15 protein-coding genes and 2 pseudogenes are annotated in these 16,064 nt (G+C 36.4%); 1 reads left to right on the forward strand and 16 read right to left on the reverse strand.

The window, feature by feature from the left end; all coding sequences use genetic code 11:
- Window positions 1-2: 2 nt before the first annotated feature.
- Window positions 3-368, reverse strand: a complete 366-nt coding sequence (locus tag NSQ18_RS02780) for an Asp23/Gls24 family envelope stress response protein (protein ID WP_016837457.1) — start codon at window positions 366-368, stop codon at window positions 3-5.
- Window positions 369-684: 316 nt separating this feature from the next.
- On the opposite strand from NSQ18_RS02780, the gene rpmB reads away from it, so the two are divergent.
- Window positions 685-873 carry a 50S ribosomal protein L28 gene (gene rpmB, locus NSQ18_RS02785; RefSeq protein ID WP_016837458.1) on the forward strand — a complete coding sequence of 63 codons (189 nt, stop codon included), beginning with the start codon at window positions 685-687 and terminating at the stop codon, window positions 871-873.
- Between the two features lie 429 nt (window positions 874-1,302).
- Here rpmB and NSQ18_RS02790 read toward each other — a convergent pair whose 3' ends face one another.
- From NSQ18_RS02790 to NSQ18_RS02860, 15 genes and pseudogenes are all read right to left on the reverse strand, one after another.
- Window positions 1,303-1,959 carry a thiamine diphosphokinase gene (locus tag NSQ18_RS02790; RefSeq protein ID WP_016837459.1) on the reverse strand — a complete coding sequence of 219 codons (657 nt, stop codon included), beginning with the start codon at window positions 1,957-1,959 and terminating at the stop codon, window positions 1,303-1,305.
- On the reverse strand, window positions 1,956-2,624 hold the full coding sequence (rpe, locus tag NSQ18_RS02795; RefSeq protein ID WP_339288885.1) for a ribulose-phosphate 3-epimerase: 669 nt from the start codon (window positions 2,622-2,624) through the stop codon (window positions 1,956-1,958). Before rpe ends, NSQ18_RS02790 begins: the two co-directional genes overlap by 4 nt.
- Window positions 2,625-2,626: 2 nt before the next feature.
- The gene (gene rsgA / locus NSQ18_RS02800) at window positions 2,627-3,511 is read right to left on the reverse strand and encodes a ribosome small subunit-dependent GTPase A (protein ID WP_096550625.1); all 885 of its coding nucleotides are present in this window, start codon (window positions 3,509-3,511) and stop codon (window positions 2,627-2,629) included.
- 11 nt (window positions 3,512-3,522) lie between these two features.
- Window positions 3,523-5,490: a Stk1 family PASTA domain-containing Ser/Thr kinase gene (gene pknB / locus NSQ18_RS02805; RefSeq protein ID WP_016837462.1), complete on the reverse strand. Its 1,968-nt coding sequence runs from the start codon at window positions 5,488-5,490 to the stop codon at window positions 3,523-3,525.
- 3 nt (window positions 5,491-5,493) lie between these two features.
- The gene (locus NSQ18_RS02810; protein WP_339288888.1) at window positions 5,494-6,240 is read right to left on the reverse strand and encodes a Stp1/IreP family PP2C-type Ser/Thr phosphatase; all 747 of its coding nucleotides are present in this window, start codon (window positions 6,238-6,240) and stop codon (window positions 5,494-5,496) included.
- Window positions 6,241-6,245: 5 nt separating this feature from the next.
- A complete protein-coding gene (gene rlmN, locus NSQ18_RS02815; RefSeq protein ID WP_339288890.1) occupies window positions 6,246-7,382 on the reverse strand; it encodes a 23S rRNA (adenine(2503)-C(2))-methyltransferase RlmN in 1,137 nt (378 codons plus the stop codon).
- Between the two features lie 18 nt (window positions 7,383-7,400).
- Window positions 7,401-8,759: a 16S rRNA (cytosine(967)-C(5))-methyltransferase RsmB gene (gene rsmB / locus NSQ18_RS02820; protein ID WP_339288892.1), complete on the reverse strand. Its 1,359-nt coding sequence runs from the start codon at window positions 8,757-8,759 to the stop codon at window positions 7,401-7,403.
- Window positions 8,756-9,694, reverse strand: a complete 939-nt coding sequence (fmt, locus tag NSQ18_RS02825; RefSeq protein ID WP_016837466.1) for a methionyl-tRNA formyltransferase — start codon at window positions 9,692-9,694, stop codon at window positions 8,756-8,758. Before fmt ends, rsmB begins: the two co-directional genes overlap by 4 nt.
- Window positions 9,695-9,697: 3 nt before the next feature.
- Window positions 9,698-10,189 (reverse strand): peptide deformylase, encoded by a 492-nt coding sequence (gene def, locus NSQ18_RS02830; RefSeq protein ID WP_016837467.1) that lies wholly within the window; start codon window positions 10,187-10,189, stop codon window positions 9,698-9,700.
- Between the two features lie 18 nt (window positions 10,190-10,207).
- Window positions 10,208-12,616 (reverse strand): primosomal protein N', encoded by a 2,409-nt coding sequence (gene priA, locus NSQ18_RS02835; RefSeq protein WP_339289578.1) that lies wholly within the window; start codon window positions 12,614-12,616, stop codon window positions 10,208-10,210.
- A gap of 5 nt (window positions 12,617-12,621) precedes the next feature.
- Window positions 12,622-13,167 (reverse strand): annotated as a pseudogene (coaBC, locus tag NSQ18_RS02840) (bifunctional phosphopantothenoylcysteine decarboxylase/phosphopantothenate--cysteine ligase CoaBC); the annotation flags it as partial.
- 81 nt (window positions 13,168-13,248) lie between these two features.
- The gene (gene rpoZ / locus NSQ18_RS02845; protein ID WP_016837470.1) at window positions 13,249-13,473 is read right to left on the reverse strand and encodes a DNA-directed RNA polymerase subunit omega; all 225 of its coding nucleotides are present in this window, start codon (window positions 13,471-13,473) and stop codon (window positions 13,249-13,251) included.
- A 2-nt stretch (window positions 13,474-13,475) separates the two neighbouring features.
- Window positions 13,476-14,093, reverse strand: a complete 618-nt coding sequence (gmk, locus tag NSQ18_RS02850; RefSeq protein ID WP_016837471.1) for a guanylate kinase — start codon at window positions 14,091-14,093, stop codon at window positions 13,476-13,478.
- A gap of 37 nt (window positions 14,094-14,130) precedes the next feature.
- Complete coding sequence (locus NSQ18_RS02855; RefSeq protein ID WP_232019941.1) at window positions 14,131-15,003, reverse strand: YicC/YloC family endoribonuclease; 873 nt, start codon at window positions 15,001-15,003, stop codon at window positions 14,131-14,133.
- A 101-nt stretch (window positions 15,004-15,104) separates the two neighbouring features.
- Window positions 15,105-16,021: pseudogene (locus tag NSQ18_RS02860) on the reverse strand (NAD(P)H-binding protein).
- Window positions 16,022-16,064: the final 43 nt, after the last annotated feature.

Consider the following 16,064-nt stretch of genomic DNA (forward strand, 5'->3'; position numbering starts at 1 on the left):
CTCTATTCACCGTTCATTACACGAACGCCTTGAACGAAAATATTGACTGATTTCACGTTCAAACCTAATGTCTTATTTATTGTGTACTTTACTTTTGATTGGACTTGATAAGCTACTTCAGAAATTTTAGTCCCATAGCTGACAATGATATACATATCAATGTGGAGATCTTCTCCTTCTTGCCGTACAATGACACCTTTCGCAAAATTCTCTTTTCTCAAAATATCCGTTAACCCATCTCGAATTTGATGTTTACTTGCCATTCCAACAATACCATAACATTCAATAGCTGCTCCACCAGCAATTTGAGCGATAACATCATTAGAAATATCAATTTGGCCGTAATCTGTTCTAATTTCGATTGACATGATACTGCCCCCTTGGCTCATTTTAACTAAAAATATTGTACTATACAAAATTTGATTATAAAAGAGAACGATGTTGCTCGTCTAGTTTATCAGTATTTTCCTATAACTTCGTTAAAATCTCGTGTTATATTTTATTTTGTAACAACATTTTTTCACCTAATCCTTCATCTTTTTTATTAGACTGTAAAGGTTTTTTTCTTGAAACTATTCTCTAAAATAGTTGCATAGATTTTTTGTCTATGTTAAATTATTATGGTATGTGAAATACTCGAACTGAAAAAAATCTTTCAGATTCATCTGTAAGGAGGGAATATAGATGCCAAAAAAATGTGTAGTAACTGGTCGTAAAACTCGTACAGGTAATAAACGTTCACACGCAATGAACGCTAACAAACGTACTTGGAAACCTAACCTTCAAAAAGTACGTATTTTAGTTGATGGAAAACCTAAACGCGTTTGGGTTTCTACTCGTGCTTTAAGATCAGGTAAAGTAGAACGTGTATAATGACGCGTATATAAAAGCGTAAGTAAAGTCGTTTTTAACGTACTTTATTTACGCTTTTTTATTTTGAGAGAAAATAAAATGAGGTGTGTAGAAAATTGAAAACTTTCTACACACCCTTACTTCTTATGATGTCTCTGATAAATCTTTTACTCCTGCGGTAGTAAAACAAAGTTTTCACTATCCTTGTCGCAACTTATCTGTAACTATGCGCGACAGTCACAAAGAGACCGTCTCAAATTGCTTTTCAGACAGCCCCTTTACTGGGAGCTAGACCAAAATAATCAAAAGATAATAACAGATGAATACAATAAACTACTCTTTTCTTTTTTTCTTTTTATTACTGCCTGAGAACAAATTGATGCAAGAACGGGTAAGATTACTTAAAAACTTTGGCAATTGAAAAGTATAAACTCGCACACTGAGACCTCCTTATAAGTCACTGCTTCTTATCATTAAACATATGCCTGATGAAAAGGAGATATAACCTTGCTCCCCTACGAGCTCATTGCTAGTAAATCGGCTAGAACCCACTTCAATCCTTTCCCGCGTTGTCTCATATTTCACACCGCGTAACGTCACATTTTCTACCGCTTGTATAAAAGAGAAAAATGAAAGGTAACGATATCTTTCATCTCGAGAAATCGTATGCGTTCCTGGTAACAGTATGCTAATTTCATTGTGGCTATTAATAATTCTATGTTCAATATGCGGACATTGTGCCTTCATTTTATATAAAGAACGAAGAGCCGCTTCAAAATGGTCCAAGCGTCCACCAGTTACTCCTGTAATCAAAATTTCATTCGGATTGTAGGAAACAGCTTTTAGCAGTGCTAAGTCGGTGTCAGTTTCATCTTTTTCTGAGCGATACTTTTCAATTTTTTTTACTTTAGAGCGAATTATTTCCCATTCTTCCTTCGATAATGAATCAAAATCCCCGATGATTTCATCTGGAACAATTCCTTTTTCAAGCAAATAAAGTGCACCGCGATCTGCACCAATAAAATACATGTCCTTTTCTTTAGCATACATTTCAAATGAACATAATTCGTTTTTTGGACCGCCAGCACAAATTAATACTCTTTTCATTGTTGAATTGCAGCCTCACCACTCGTTTTAATAGCCTGCAACGCAGATTTTCGATCTTCTTTATTGTAAATAGCTGAACCAGCTACAAAAATCGTCGCTCCCGCTTTCGCACACGGAATAATTGTTTCCTCCGTAATGCCGCCATCAATTTCAATTTCTACATTATATCCGTTTTCTTTAATCATTTTGGAGAGAGCTTCAATTTTGGGCACAACGCTATCAATAAACTTTTGTCCCCCAAAACCAGGGTTCACCGTCATCAACAATACAAAATCTACATCTCCTAAAACGTGTTGAATCATTTCAATCGGTGTGTGCGGATTTAATACTACTCCAGGTTTTACACCAAAAGAACGAATTAGTTGAATCGTGCGATGTAAATGTGGACAAGCTTCGACATGAACAGAAATCCAATCTGCTCCAGCTTTTGCAAATGCCTCAATATACTGATCTGGATTTTCAATCATTAAATGCACATCTAACGGTAATTTTGTAACGGGACGTAAAGCCTCCACAACGATAGGACCCATTGTAATATTAGGAACGAAATGACCATCCATTACATCAATATGAATAAGGTCTGCTCCAGCTTCCTCCACTTCCTTTACTTCGTCCCCTAATTTCGCAAAATTCGCTGATAATATGGATGGTGCTATTTTTATCATAACTAATACCTCGGCTTTCGATCTATTATTTCTTGCAAAAATTGTAAATAATGTTCGTAACGAAATTCTAGAATGTCTCCAGTTTCAACCCCAGCCTTTATGGCACATTTTGGTTCTTTCAAATGAAGACACCCACGAAATTTGCATTCATCTTTTTTTCGTTCAAACTCAGGAAAACAAGTTGTTAAATCCTCTTTTTCAAGATGGTCAAATTCAAAAGAACTAAATCCTGGTGTATCTGCAACAAGTCCACCAGCAACTTCGATTAACTCAACATGTCTTGTCGTATGCTTTCCTCTTCCAAGGCTTTGGGATATTTCCCCTGTTTTTAAATTGAGATTTGGAATTAAAGTGTTTAATAATGTAGACTTTCCAACTCCAGATTGTCCTGCCAATACTGTTGTTTTTCCTTTAAGGATCGGCTCTAATCTATCTAGTAATGTTGGATCGTTTTTGTAAGTATCTACCACTTCATAGCCAATATCTTTATAGATTTTGATATATGAATTTATTTCATCTTTTTCTTTTTCCGTCAACAAATCCATCTTAGTTAAGCAAATGATTGGGATCACTTGATGAGATTCCAATATTACTAAAAAACGATCCAGTAAAATTGTATTAAAATCAGGCTCTTTTACAGAAAATACGAGCAATGATTGATCAACATTTGCAATAGGTGGTCGTATTAATTCATTTTTTCGCGGAAAAATTTTCTTTATAACACCATCAGATCCTTCTTCCACTTTCTCATATTCAACAAAGTCGCCGACGAGAGGCTGTTCCCCTCGCTTACGGAATACCCCTCGTCCTCGACATTGCAATAATTTTCCTTCATCGTACACATAATAATATCCACTTAAAGCCTTTCGAATTTGCCCATTAGGCATCCAATTCCTCCTTAATCTCCTCTTTCAAATGGTATTGTATCTTTTTCAATAATTACCGAATCTTTTTCAATCATGTAGGATGCTGTTGAACCCTCTTGAATTACTAATTGGATTTGATAAGTCGTATCTTCAGTAATTTTAATTTCATCATACGGTTTATCCATCGTATTAGATTTGTCTTGAATGTAAATTCTAACTATTTGTTCTTCACCCATTAATGCATGATCATACGGTATCACAACTTCTTTTACATATAATTTTTCGCGTTTTTGTTTAGGTCCTTTTGAAATTACTACGTTCACCGATTCTCCAATTTCTAATTTTGTGTTCGGCTTAGGATCTTGTGATACGACGCTTCCAGCTGGAATGTCGTCTGAATACACTTCTTCGACAATTTTAATTTTAAATCCTGAAGTCTTTTCATATTCCCTCATAGCAGATTGATTAAATCCTGTTAAATCACTGACAGTTCCAATTTGTTTCCCTTTACTAACTGTAAGCGTTACAATTGAATCTTCAGGTACAACTTCTTCTCCCGGTGCTGGATCTTGACCAATGATTGTCCCTTCCGGTTGATTTGAATATTCCTCGATGATTTTTACATCCTTAAATTCTTCACTAATGATGGAAAGAACTTGATTTAATTGTTTTCCTACATAATCGTTCATTTCAACTTTTTCGTTGCCAATTGAAATGATTAAATCAATTTCTGTTCCTTTTACTCTTGATAAACCAGCTTTTGGATCAGTTTCTATGACTAGCCCTTCTTCAATTTCATCGGAATTCTTTTCACGGATTTCACCGATGACAAATCCTGCCTTTTTTAGAATCTCAGTAGCTTCTTCCACTTCCATATTTGAAACGTCCGGTATCTCAACTTTATCCGGCATCATCAAGTTAACGAGTCCAATTAGTCCAATGATGAGAACAAGAGCAGCTGCCCCGATGATTGTCCAAAGTTTTTTTCTATTTTTCTTTAGTTTTGTAGGTTTCTTTTCCACTTCTTCATTTTTTGTTTTCTTTTTATGATCTGAAATGATCGGTTTTATTTCTTTCGTTTTTGCCAATTCATCGATTGGCATTACATCTTTTATAACTGGAATAGCTTTCGTTTCTTCATTATCAACAGGAGGGCGAAATTTCGGTTCATGTTGCCGAGAGGGAGATAATACCGTTTCTAAATCCGCTGCCATCTCTTCCACTGAAGCATATCTATGGTCAGGATTTTTTGCTGTCGCCTTTAAAATCACATTTTCTAAACTTTGTGGAATGGAAGCATCGAAGTTACGAACAGAAGGTGTTTCTGCTTGCAAATGTTTTAAAGCAATTGATACTGCGGATTCCCCAGAGAAGGGTACCTCTCCAGTTAGCAACTCATATAACACAATCCCTAGTGCATAAATGTCTGATTTTTTCGTTGCTATTCCGCCGCGTGCTTGTTCAGGAGACAAATAATGAACTGTCCCAATGACTGAATTCGTTTTTGTATAACTTGTTGCAGCAAGGGAAGTAGCAATCCCAAAATCTGTTATTTTCACATTACCTGCTTCATCCATTAAAATGTTTTGCGGTTTGATGTCCCGGTGTATAATTTGATTTTCATGGGCATGACTAATGGCGCTCGTTAGTTGTTTCATAATTTGAACGCTTCGAGCAGGAGAAAGCGGTGCATTTTCTTTTATGTACTGCTTTAGCGTTTTCCCTTTTACATACTCCATAACAATATAATGCATATCGCCATCTTCGCCGACATCATAAATACTGACGATATTCGGATGCATTAAACTTGTTGCAGATAAAGCTTCTCGGTGAAAGCGGCGCATACTTTCTTCTTCATTTGTTGAATCATAACGCAACACTTTAATGGCCACATCTCGATTTAATATAACGTCATGGGCTAGATAAACATAACTCATGCCCCCGCCGCCAATGAGTTCAAGAACTTTGTAGCGATCATTAATGCGTTTACCTTCAAGCATAAATTACACCTCCTCTTCAGTCATCATTAATAGAATGAGGGAAATATTGTCTTCTCCTCCGCTATCATTTGCTAATTGCACTAGTTTCCGACCTTTTTCAGCAATAGGCATCGGATAAGTAATGATGGCAGCCATTTCCTCCGTTGATATTTTATTGCTTAACCCGTCTGAACAGATAAGTAAATAAGAATATTCCTTCAGGGTTAGCTCGTAAAAATCCGGTTCAATGGTGGGTTCTGTGCCTAAAGCTTTCACAATAAAATTTTTTTGCGGATGATTTTGTGCTTCTTCCTCACTGATTTCTCCACTATCTACTAATATATTAACGTACGAATGATCACGAGTTATTAAGTCAACGCTAGTTGATGTAAAATGATATACTCGACTATCTCCAATATGACCAATTAAACAATGATTATGGTCAATCAACACGGCTATAAATGTCGTTCCCATTCCTTTACAGTTTTCATGTTCTAAGGAATAGTTGTAAATTTTTTCGTTGATGTTTGATATGGCTTCCTGCATCCACTTTCGCTTTTCTTCCAACGTTGCATTTTGAAATTCTGCCTGTAGAAAATAATTGGACATTTCTTGAATTGCCATTTCACTTGCAACATCACCCGCGTTATGACCACCCATTCCATCCGCTAATAAAGCAAGTTTTAATGAATCAGGGCGCTCTAAAAAAGCTGCCCTATCTTCATTAACAACTCTTTTTCTCCCTACATCACTTTCAACCGTAAACTTCACAATTGTCACCTCGTCTCGTGAACTCTCTCTTTCGCCCGTAATTGCCCACACGCTGCATCAATATCTGAGCCATGCTCTCTGCGAATTGTTACATTGATGCCATTCTTTTTTAATGCTTTTTCAAAGGCAAATATTTGATTTCTTGGAGTACGCACATAATCTCGCTCTGGTACGTAGTTTACGGGAATTAAATTGACATGGCTTTTAATTCCTTTTATCAGTTGGGCTAGTTCTTCTGCGTGCTCAATAGAATCGTTTACACCACCGAACAACCCATACTCAAATGTGACACGGCGTCCAGTTTTATTCGTATAATAGCGTATTGCTTCCATTAATTTATCTAACTTATACGCTCTAGCAATCGGCATTAAACGTTCACGCAGTTCTTGATTTGGTGCGTGAAGAGACAATGCGAAATTAATTTGCAATTGTTCATCCGCGAACTGATAAATTTTAGGTATTATACCAGAGGTAGAAACAGTTATATGACGCGCTCCAATATTTAAGCCTTTTTCGTGATTGATGACTTTTAAAAACTTCATCATTGCATCATAATTATCGAATGGTTCACCGATTCCCATAATCACCACATGGGATACTCTTTCTCCGACTTCATCTAACGTTTGTTGCACTTTGACCACTTGCTCAACGATTTCTCCTGCAAGCAAATGTCTTTTTAATCCGCCTAAAGTTGACGCACAAAAAGTACAACCAATCCGACAACCCACTTGCGTTGTCACACAGACGGAGTTTCCATAATCATGGCGCATTAATACCGTTTCAATGGAATAGTTGTCTTGTAATTGAAATAAAAATTTGATTGTTCCATCTTTTGATTCTTGTTTTACAATCGTTGAAAGGGTTGTAAATGCAAAGTTTTCTTTAAGTTTATCTCGCAATTGCTTCGATAAATTTGTCATTTCATCAAAAGTTTTAACCCGCTTATTATAAAGCCATTCATAAATTTGTGTAGCACGGAATGGCTTTTCTCGTTTTTCATTCAACCATTGTTTTAATTCATCCAATGTTAATGAATAAATGGATTCTTTTAATTGTGGTTTTTCTTTTTTTACACGTTTCTGTGATGATTCTGCATGTTCAACTAATTCATTTATACGTTCATTAAAAATAGCGTTATCCATTAAATAGGATTCTCCTTTTTACTTAACTTTTTCAAAGGCAGCAACAAAGAAACCATCACTTCCAAAGTCTTGTGGAAAAACTTGCAGCCTGCCTTCGTGCTGTGCTTCTAGTAATTGCTTTGGCAAATGGTTTATTGGTACAAGTTTCATCTCAGGGTGAGACGCTAAAAATGCTTCGACTGTTCCTTCATTTTCTTTTTTGCTGACTGTGCATGTGCTATACACAAGTCTTCCACCAGGTTTTAATAATTTTTCAGCATTATCTAACAGCTCCAATTGAATTTCATGTAAGCGGTCAAAATCCTCTTCTCTTTTTGTATATTTGATATCCGGTTTTCGACGCATTACACCTAATCCAGAGCATGGTGCATCAACAAGGATTGCATCGAATGATTCAGGCTGTAATAATTCCGCTGCTTTCCTACCGTCAATTGGCGCTGTTTCAACGATATTAATTCCAAGCCTTGCACAGTTTTCTTCAATTAAATCTAATTTATGAGGATGAATGTCCGTTGCAAGAATGGAACCTTCATTTTTCATGATTTCTGCCATATGAGTCGTTTTTCCACCAGGAGCGGCACACATATCTAGTACCCGTTCGCCCGGCTTTGGATTTAAAACGATTGCTGGCATCATTGAACTCTCATCTTGAATCGTTATGATGCCTTGTCGAAAAGTTTCCGTTCTAGCAGCTTGTCCGTTTAATAGATTTAAACATTGTGGAATTACTTTACTTTGTTCTGCTTGAATATCTTCTTGAGCTAATAACTCTATTGCTTCACCTACTGTAGCTTTTAAAGTATTCACTCGGACAGTTTGCTTCGGAGGAATATTATTCTCTTTTAACATAGCAACCGTTTTTTCTAGTCCATATGAGTCAACAAACATTTCTACAATCCATCTAGGATGGCTTGTTTCTATAGCTATACGCTCAATCGGATCTTTTATTTTTTCTAGCGACGGAATGCCCATTCTGGTGATAGATCGCAAAATACCATTCACCATGGAAGCAATCCCTTTATGGCCTCTCCTTTTGGCAATTTCTACAGCTTCATGAACAATTGCATGCTCAGGAATTTTCGATAAATAGACCATTTGGTAAACCGAAAGTCTTAAAAGCCATCGAATCCATTGTTCTATTTTGCCACGAATATACGGTTCTAAATAATAATCCAAGGCATATTTATATTGAAGAGTTCCATAGGTTAATTCCGTCAGCAAGGCCCGATCTTTTGCTTCAATATGATATTTATTGATTGTTTGGTTTAATAATAGGTTGGAATATGCTTGGTTCTTGTCTACGGCAAGTAGTATGCTTAACGCCGCATCTCGCACATTACCATCCCAAATATGAATACTTTTCTTCTTCTTTCTCATTCAAATAAATCTCCAATCTGCAATTTTGAACCCACGCCACGTAAATAATCTTCCGCTGACATGCGTTTTTTACCTGCAGGTTGTAATTCGATTATTGCAAGGGTTCCTTCACCAGTAGCCACTTCAAAATAATCTTTTTCAATTTTCACCACTTCACCAGGACGAGCTGTAACTTGTGAGTCACCTACTTTTGCCCACCAAATTTTCACATTGTCACCTTTAAAGGTTGTATAGGCAATAGGCCATGGATGTAGGCCACGCACTTGGTTATAAATACTTCTCGCACTTTTTGTCCAATCTATTCGCTCTTGTTCCCTTGTAATATTATGTGCAAAAGTCGCTCTTGTTTCATCCTGCGGAATGCGTTCATTTGTACCATTTAGGATGCTAGGAAGCGTGTCCTTTAATAAATCTCTTCCCAAAAGGCTCAGTTTTTCAAACATGATGCCCGTATGGTCCATTTCTTCAATAGGGATTTCTCTTTGGGAAATGATATCACCCGCATCTAATTTTTCTGCCATATACATAATGGTAACGCCTGTTTTCTCTTCTCCGTCAATAATGGCTTGATGAATCGGCGCACCACCGCGATATTTTGGCAATAGCGATGCATGCACATTAATGCATCCCCATTTTGGCGCTTCCAACAACTCTTTCGGCAAGATTTGACCATAAGCAGCAGTAACAATTAAATCGGGATTCATATGAATTAATTCGCTCATTTCATCAGAACCTTTTAATTTCTCAGGTTGAAGAACTTTTAATCCTAAACGAAGTGCTTCTTCTTTTACTGGAGGAGGAGTTAGCACCCGTTTTCTTCCAACAGGACGGTCCGGTTGCGTGACGACTGCTGCAACTTCATATCCTTCTTCATGAAGCATGCGCAAAATAGGAACTGAAAATTCCGGAGTGCCCATAAATACGATTTTTGTCATATTTTATTCTTCCTCCTCCTCGAACATTTCCTCTAATTCTTCTTCAGTATAGACACGTGTAATTTTAGAATTGAATAAAATGCCATCTAAATGGTCAATTTCATGTAAAATACAGCGAGCATCGTAATCCGTTGCTTCCAATTGATATACTTGACCGTTTCGATCATGGGCTTCAATTTTAACATAATTCGGTCTTTCCACTTCTCCATAAAGCCCAGGGAAACTTAAACAACCTTCGATGTCCACTGATGAACCGTCCGTTTCGATGACTGTAGGGTTAATCATTTCAATCAACGTTCGCTCTTCACCTAACTCAACAATAGCAATACGAAGGGGAACATTAACTTGAGGAGCAGCAATACCCATACCGTCATATTCAACCATCGTTTCGTACATATCATCTAATAAAGTGATAATCTCTTCATCAATTACTGTTACTTCTTTACATGGCTGTGTTAATATTTTTGCCGGATGCTTTACGATTTCTCTAATCATTAGGTAACCTCTTTCTATTTAAATCATGGAGGGGTCTAAATCAATTGTTAATACGACACCCTTTTTTATCCAATCCGTACGATATATTTTTATTAACTGTAAAAATGTTGGAATTAAATTCGGCTCTATTTTGTATTTTATCAAACATTGATAGCGATATCTATTTTGCAGACGAACGATGCCTGCTGTCGTCGGTCCAATAATAGAAGCATTAAAAGAAAGATGAGTACGAAGAAATTCTGCACATTTATTAGCATATTCTGCTGCTAACAATACGTCTTCATGTGCTACTTGGATGAGTGCTATAAAATAATATGGTGGATATGCCGCACCATGGCGAACCATCATTTCTCTTTCATAAAATGGTTCATATTGTTGGGTTTTCGCAAGTTCAATTGCATAATGTTCCGGTGTGTAGGATTGAATAATTACCTCACCATGCTTTTCCGCTCTACCCGCACGACCACTTACTTGAGTAAGCAGTTGGAATGTCCGCTCAGCTGCGCGAAAATCTGGCAAATGCAGCGAAGTATCGGCACTTAGTACACCAACAAGGGTAATGTTTGGAAAGTCCAATCCTTTGGCAATCATCTGAGTTCCGAGCAGTATATCCGCTTTGCCAGCTCCAAAATTCTCTAATATCGCCTCATGTGCACCTTTCTGTTTTGTCGTATCTACATCCATTCTTAATACCCTTGCCTCTGGAAAGAGTTTCATCAATTCTTCTTCCACTTTTTGAGTACCTGTTCCAAAATAACGAATATGGTCGCTACCGCATTCTGGACAAATTGTTGGTACAAACTGTTCATATCCACAATAGTGGCATTTTAATTTTTCATTGTAACGATGATATGTTAAGGAAATATCACAATTTTCACATTGCATCACCGTTCCACAATCTCGGCATAAAACGAAGGAAGAATACCCTCTCCGATTTAAAAACAACACGATTTGCTCTTTCTTTTTTAACCGATTACGAATGGACTCAGTTAATTTTTCAGAAAACATGGAACGATTTCCCTTTTTTAATTCTTCCCTCATATCAACAATTTCAACAGTCGGTAGGGGTTGATTTAATGCACGCCCTTTTAATGTCAATAATTTATACACGTTTTTTCTAGCACGAGCATAGGATTCAAGGCTTGGCGTAGCGCTTCCTAAAATCACTGGACAATGATGATATTTACTTCTCCAAATGGCAACATCCCTTGCATGATATCTCGGTGTATCTTCTTGTTTATAAGACGATTCATGCTCTTCATCGAGGATGATGAGTCCTACATTTTCAAAGGGAGCAAATACTGCGGATCGCGCACCAACAACAACCTTCACTTTTTGTTGATGAACTTTCCTCCATTCATCGTACTTTTCACCGATCGACAAACCGCTATGCATCACCGCAACAAGTTCACCAAATCTTGAACGGAAGCGATTTGTCATTTGCGGAGTGAGGGAAATTTCTGGAACAAGTACAATCGCATCTTTACCTTGCTGAATGCAATGCTGAATTGCCTGCAAATAAACTTCCGTTTTACCGCTTCCGGTTACCCCATGTAATAAGAACGTTTCAGGGGAACGATTGTCCATCGCTTCTACAATTTTATGTAATGCTTGTTTTTGTTCCTCTGTTAAAGTTAAAAAATCTGTTTTTTTAACATCCTTCTTAAAAGGATTTCGATACACTTCTTCTAATATAAATTCAGCAGCACCTTGCTCAATGATTGCTTGTAACACTTGAGGGGAACAGTTTGTTTCCTTGTAAATAAAATCAGGTTCCAATATTTCCCCAACGTGTTGTTTCATCCATAAAAGCAGTTGTTTTTGTTTTTTGGCACGGTTGGATAACTTATCATATACTTCTTGAAGAAGTTGAAGATTATCTGAAACTTTTACTTTTCTAATTTCTTTTACTTGGCCTTTTTGTTTAACTACATTTTCAAGGGAAAGTAATTTCTTATTTAACGCTTTTTTTAAAGGGATGAGCAAATTATTTTTCTCAAATTCTTTATAGTTCACTTTTGTCGACTTTTGGAAGTAATGTTTTAAAGGTTCATCTAAATTTTCTACATTAGTTTGAAGAACGACCATTTTTTCATACTTTGCCCTAAGTGCTGATGGCAACATTACTTGTAAGCAATCGATTTCATAACAAATCGTTTCTTGTTTCAACCATTTTGCCAATTGAAGCATTTCACTTGTCAATACCGGCTCAATATCGAGTAATGACGCGATTGGCTTAATTTTATCTAACGGAACATCCGTCTCATTCTTTATCCCAACAACAAATCCGAGAACATTCCGATTTCCAAAAGGCACTTTTACTCGACAACCACATTCAATAAGCTCTTCTACTTGTTCTGGAATGAAGTAATCAAAAGGGCGGTCGACTGGATATGCGGACACGTCAACAATGACTTCGGCAATCATCATTTTTTCTCTTCTCTTTCAAAATATTGAATCACCAACTCCGTTATTTTCTCCGGCTCTTCTAATCGTCCCTTACCAACATATCCACAAGCTAAATACCCTTCTGATGGTTCAATAAAGGAATAGCCGTCTCTTGCAAGCTGTGCGATATTGCGTTTTACAGCAGGATGGTCATACATATGCACGTTCATAGCTGGGGCAATCCATACTGGGCTCGTTGTAGCGAGCAGTGTTGTTGTCAACATATCATCAGCAATTCCATTGGCAAGTTTACCAATGATATTCGCTGTCGCAGGTGCAACAATCACTAAATCCGCCCAGTCAGCTAATTCAATATGGGCAATTGAACTTGGATCTTTTTCGTCGAACGTATCAATATACACATCATTTTTTGACATTACTTGGAAAGTAAGGGGTGTAACAAATTTCATCGCTGATTCGGTCATAATTACTTTTACTTGAAACCCTGCTTGAGTTAATTTACTTACTAATGCTACTGCTTTGTAAACCGCAATACCGCCAGACACTCCTAGTAAAATTTTTCGACTCATCAACTTTCACCCTTTCAAAGGATAAGCTCCCAAAGAATGTTTCTCCGGGAGCTACTCGTAGTTTTACATTAAATTTTACTTCTATTGTTCATCAGAATAAACTTTGTTAGCATCTTGGATTTCCATTTCTAATAAACCTGCAGCAACTTCTTCCAACGCTTTCCCAACTGGTTTATGTGATTTATACTCAGACAATTTAAAGTTTCCAAGTTCTTGTAATTGACGGGCACGTTTTGATGCTAAACTAACTAATGAATATTTGGAGTCTACTTTTTCTTTCAACACATCAATGGATGGATATAACATCATCATTCTCCTTTCAACATCGATAAATATCTTTTTTCAACACGTTCACGGCGGCAATGTTCAGCCATGATGATTGCATTTATTTTTTCACAAGCTTTTTGAATTTCATCATTTTCTACAACATAATCATATAAACTCATCATTTCAAGTTCTTCTTTTGCAGTTTCAATTCTCTTTTGAATAATTTCTTCCGTTTCTGTACCGCGACCTATTAATCGTCTTTCTAACTCCGACAAACTAGGAGGTGCTAAAAAGATGAAAAGAGCTTCCGGAACTTTTTCGCGAATTTGAGCCGCTCCTTGAACTTCGATTTCTAAAAAAACATCGCGGCCTGCATCCAATGTTTCATTTACATAATCAAGAGGGGTGCCATAATAGTTGCCTACAAATTCAGCATACTCTAATAGTTTTCCCTCCTCTATTAATTTTTCAAACTCTTCTCGAGTTTTAAAAAAATAATCGACTCCATCGACTTCTCCCTCACGAGGTTTTCGAGTTGTCATTGAAATGGAGTATTCATAATTTGTATTCGGTTGTTTAAAAAGCTCTTTTCTTACTGTTCCTTTCCCAACACCAGATGGGCCAGAAAGAACAATTAATAATCCGCGCTCTTTTTTCATCGATTTCATACTCTCCCTTATTACTACCTTTCCAAGCTTATTCAATATTTTGAACTTGTTCTCGCATTTTTTCTAAAATAGTTTTTGATTGAACAACCACTGGTGAAATGATTACAGACTGATTTTTCGACCCAATTGTATTAATTTCTCTGAGCATTTCTTGCATAAGGAAATCTAATTTTCTTCCTATGGAAAAAGGTTCTTCTAACGTCTCTTCTAACTGCTGGAAGTGACTTTCAAGTCGATCCAATTCTTCCGATATATCAATCCGATCAGCGAAAATAGCGACTTCAGCAAGTATTCTATCTTCTACTTCTTCCACATTTGCAATTTCTGCTAATCTTTCTGTCAATTTTTCTCGATGTTTTTTTACTGCATCTTGCGAATGTTCACGAATAAATTTTACTTGCGCTTTAAGCTCATCATTATATTCGAGCAACACTTGTTTTAATTCTTGTCCTTCTCGCTCTCGCATTTCTACTAATTTTTCCATCGCTTCTCGGACAGCAATTTCAACACTAGATGCAATCTCTTCTGGTGTTAACTCTTTTTTTTCATATAAAAGTGCACCTTCTAATGATAGCACTTCTTGCATAGAATATTGCTCATCTATTGGGATTACTTGGCGAAGTTCATCTTTTGCATTTTTATAGGCTTCAATAAGAGACCAATTAATTTTAAAATCTTTTACTTCTTCACCAGTAAGTTTTAAGTTTACTAAACAATCAAATTTCCCTCGTTTTACATATTGAGATATGATTTTTTTTGCAAGCAGTTCTGCCTCTAACCACTCTTTTGGAAATTTTGTATAAATTTCTAAAAAGCGATGATTCACTGATCGAATTTCTACTGTCAGTTGATAATCATTCGTAGTTGTGACACCTCTGCCAAAACCAGTCATACTACGCACCAAGGTAAGTCACACCTTTCATAAAGCTATGCTCCAATTATAACACATGATTAAAAAATTATAACGTATTTATCCGTTATTAGAAGATTAACTTAGCTTTTTTATTTTATTTGAAAAATTTCTCTTAGTCCATCATAGTATGATGTTTTTGGTAGGGGACCGATTTCCCGCTCATATTTTTCACCGCTTAAAATAACAGGTTCATCAATTAAATAAAACATCTCCGAAAATTCACGCATAAATGGGTTGAATAATCCTACCATTTGAACCATTCTTTTCGTTACAATGGAGATTTTTTTATCATATCCCGTAAACTCTCGAATCATTTGAATGATTTCTTCCCCGGTAATCGGACCGTAAGAAGGAATATTCCACTCTTGCCCATAAGCCTTTTCATTCAATACTAAGTTTACAAAAGCCTTTGCTCCATCAGGCAAATAAATGTATTCCCTCGCCAACTTTGGATTCCCTATAAACATGGCCTTTTTATTGTTTATTACAGCATTGATTGTTGTATATAATAATGTATTAGCGGCATTCGGACCGTAAAAATCTGGGAAATGAGCAATAGTATATTTAATTCCAGAATTCTTGATCATGTTTTCTAATTGCAATCGGATTTTTCCTTTTTTTGTATGAGGATTTTTCGGCATATCCTCCGTCATTTTTTTGCCAACACTTCGACCATAAGCATATATATTATCAACATAAGCAAATTTTATGTTGTACTTTTTTACAGTTTGAATAACATTGTCCATTAATACAGGTAGTTTTTTCCACTCTTGATAAGGTATATTCACTGAATGAACGATTAAATCAACATCTTGTGCTGCATGAAGTAAATCTGTTTGATTAAATAAATCTCCTTGGACTATTTCCACTCGTTCCTCATTATTAAATAGTCTTTCTAATTTTTCCTTATTTCGTGCAAATGCTTTTACTTCAATTCCACGATTAATTCTTTTACAAGTGCCGCTCCCATATTACCTGAAGCACCAAGAACTAATACTTTTTTCATAAAAAAACTCCTCCCTTTTTGTTAACCAGTGGTCAATTAAATG

Source organism: Ureibacillus sp. FSL K6-0786 (assembly GCF_037965165.1).
Classification (GTDB): Bacteria; Bacillota; Bacilli; order Bacillales_A; family Planococcaceae; genus Ureibacillus; species Ureibacillus thermosphaericus.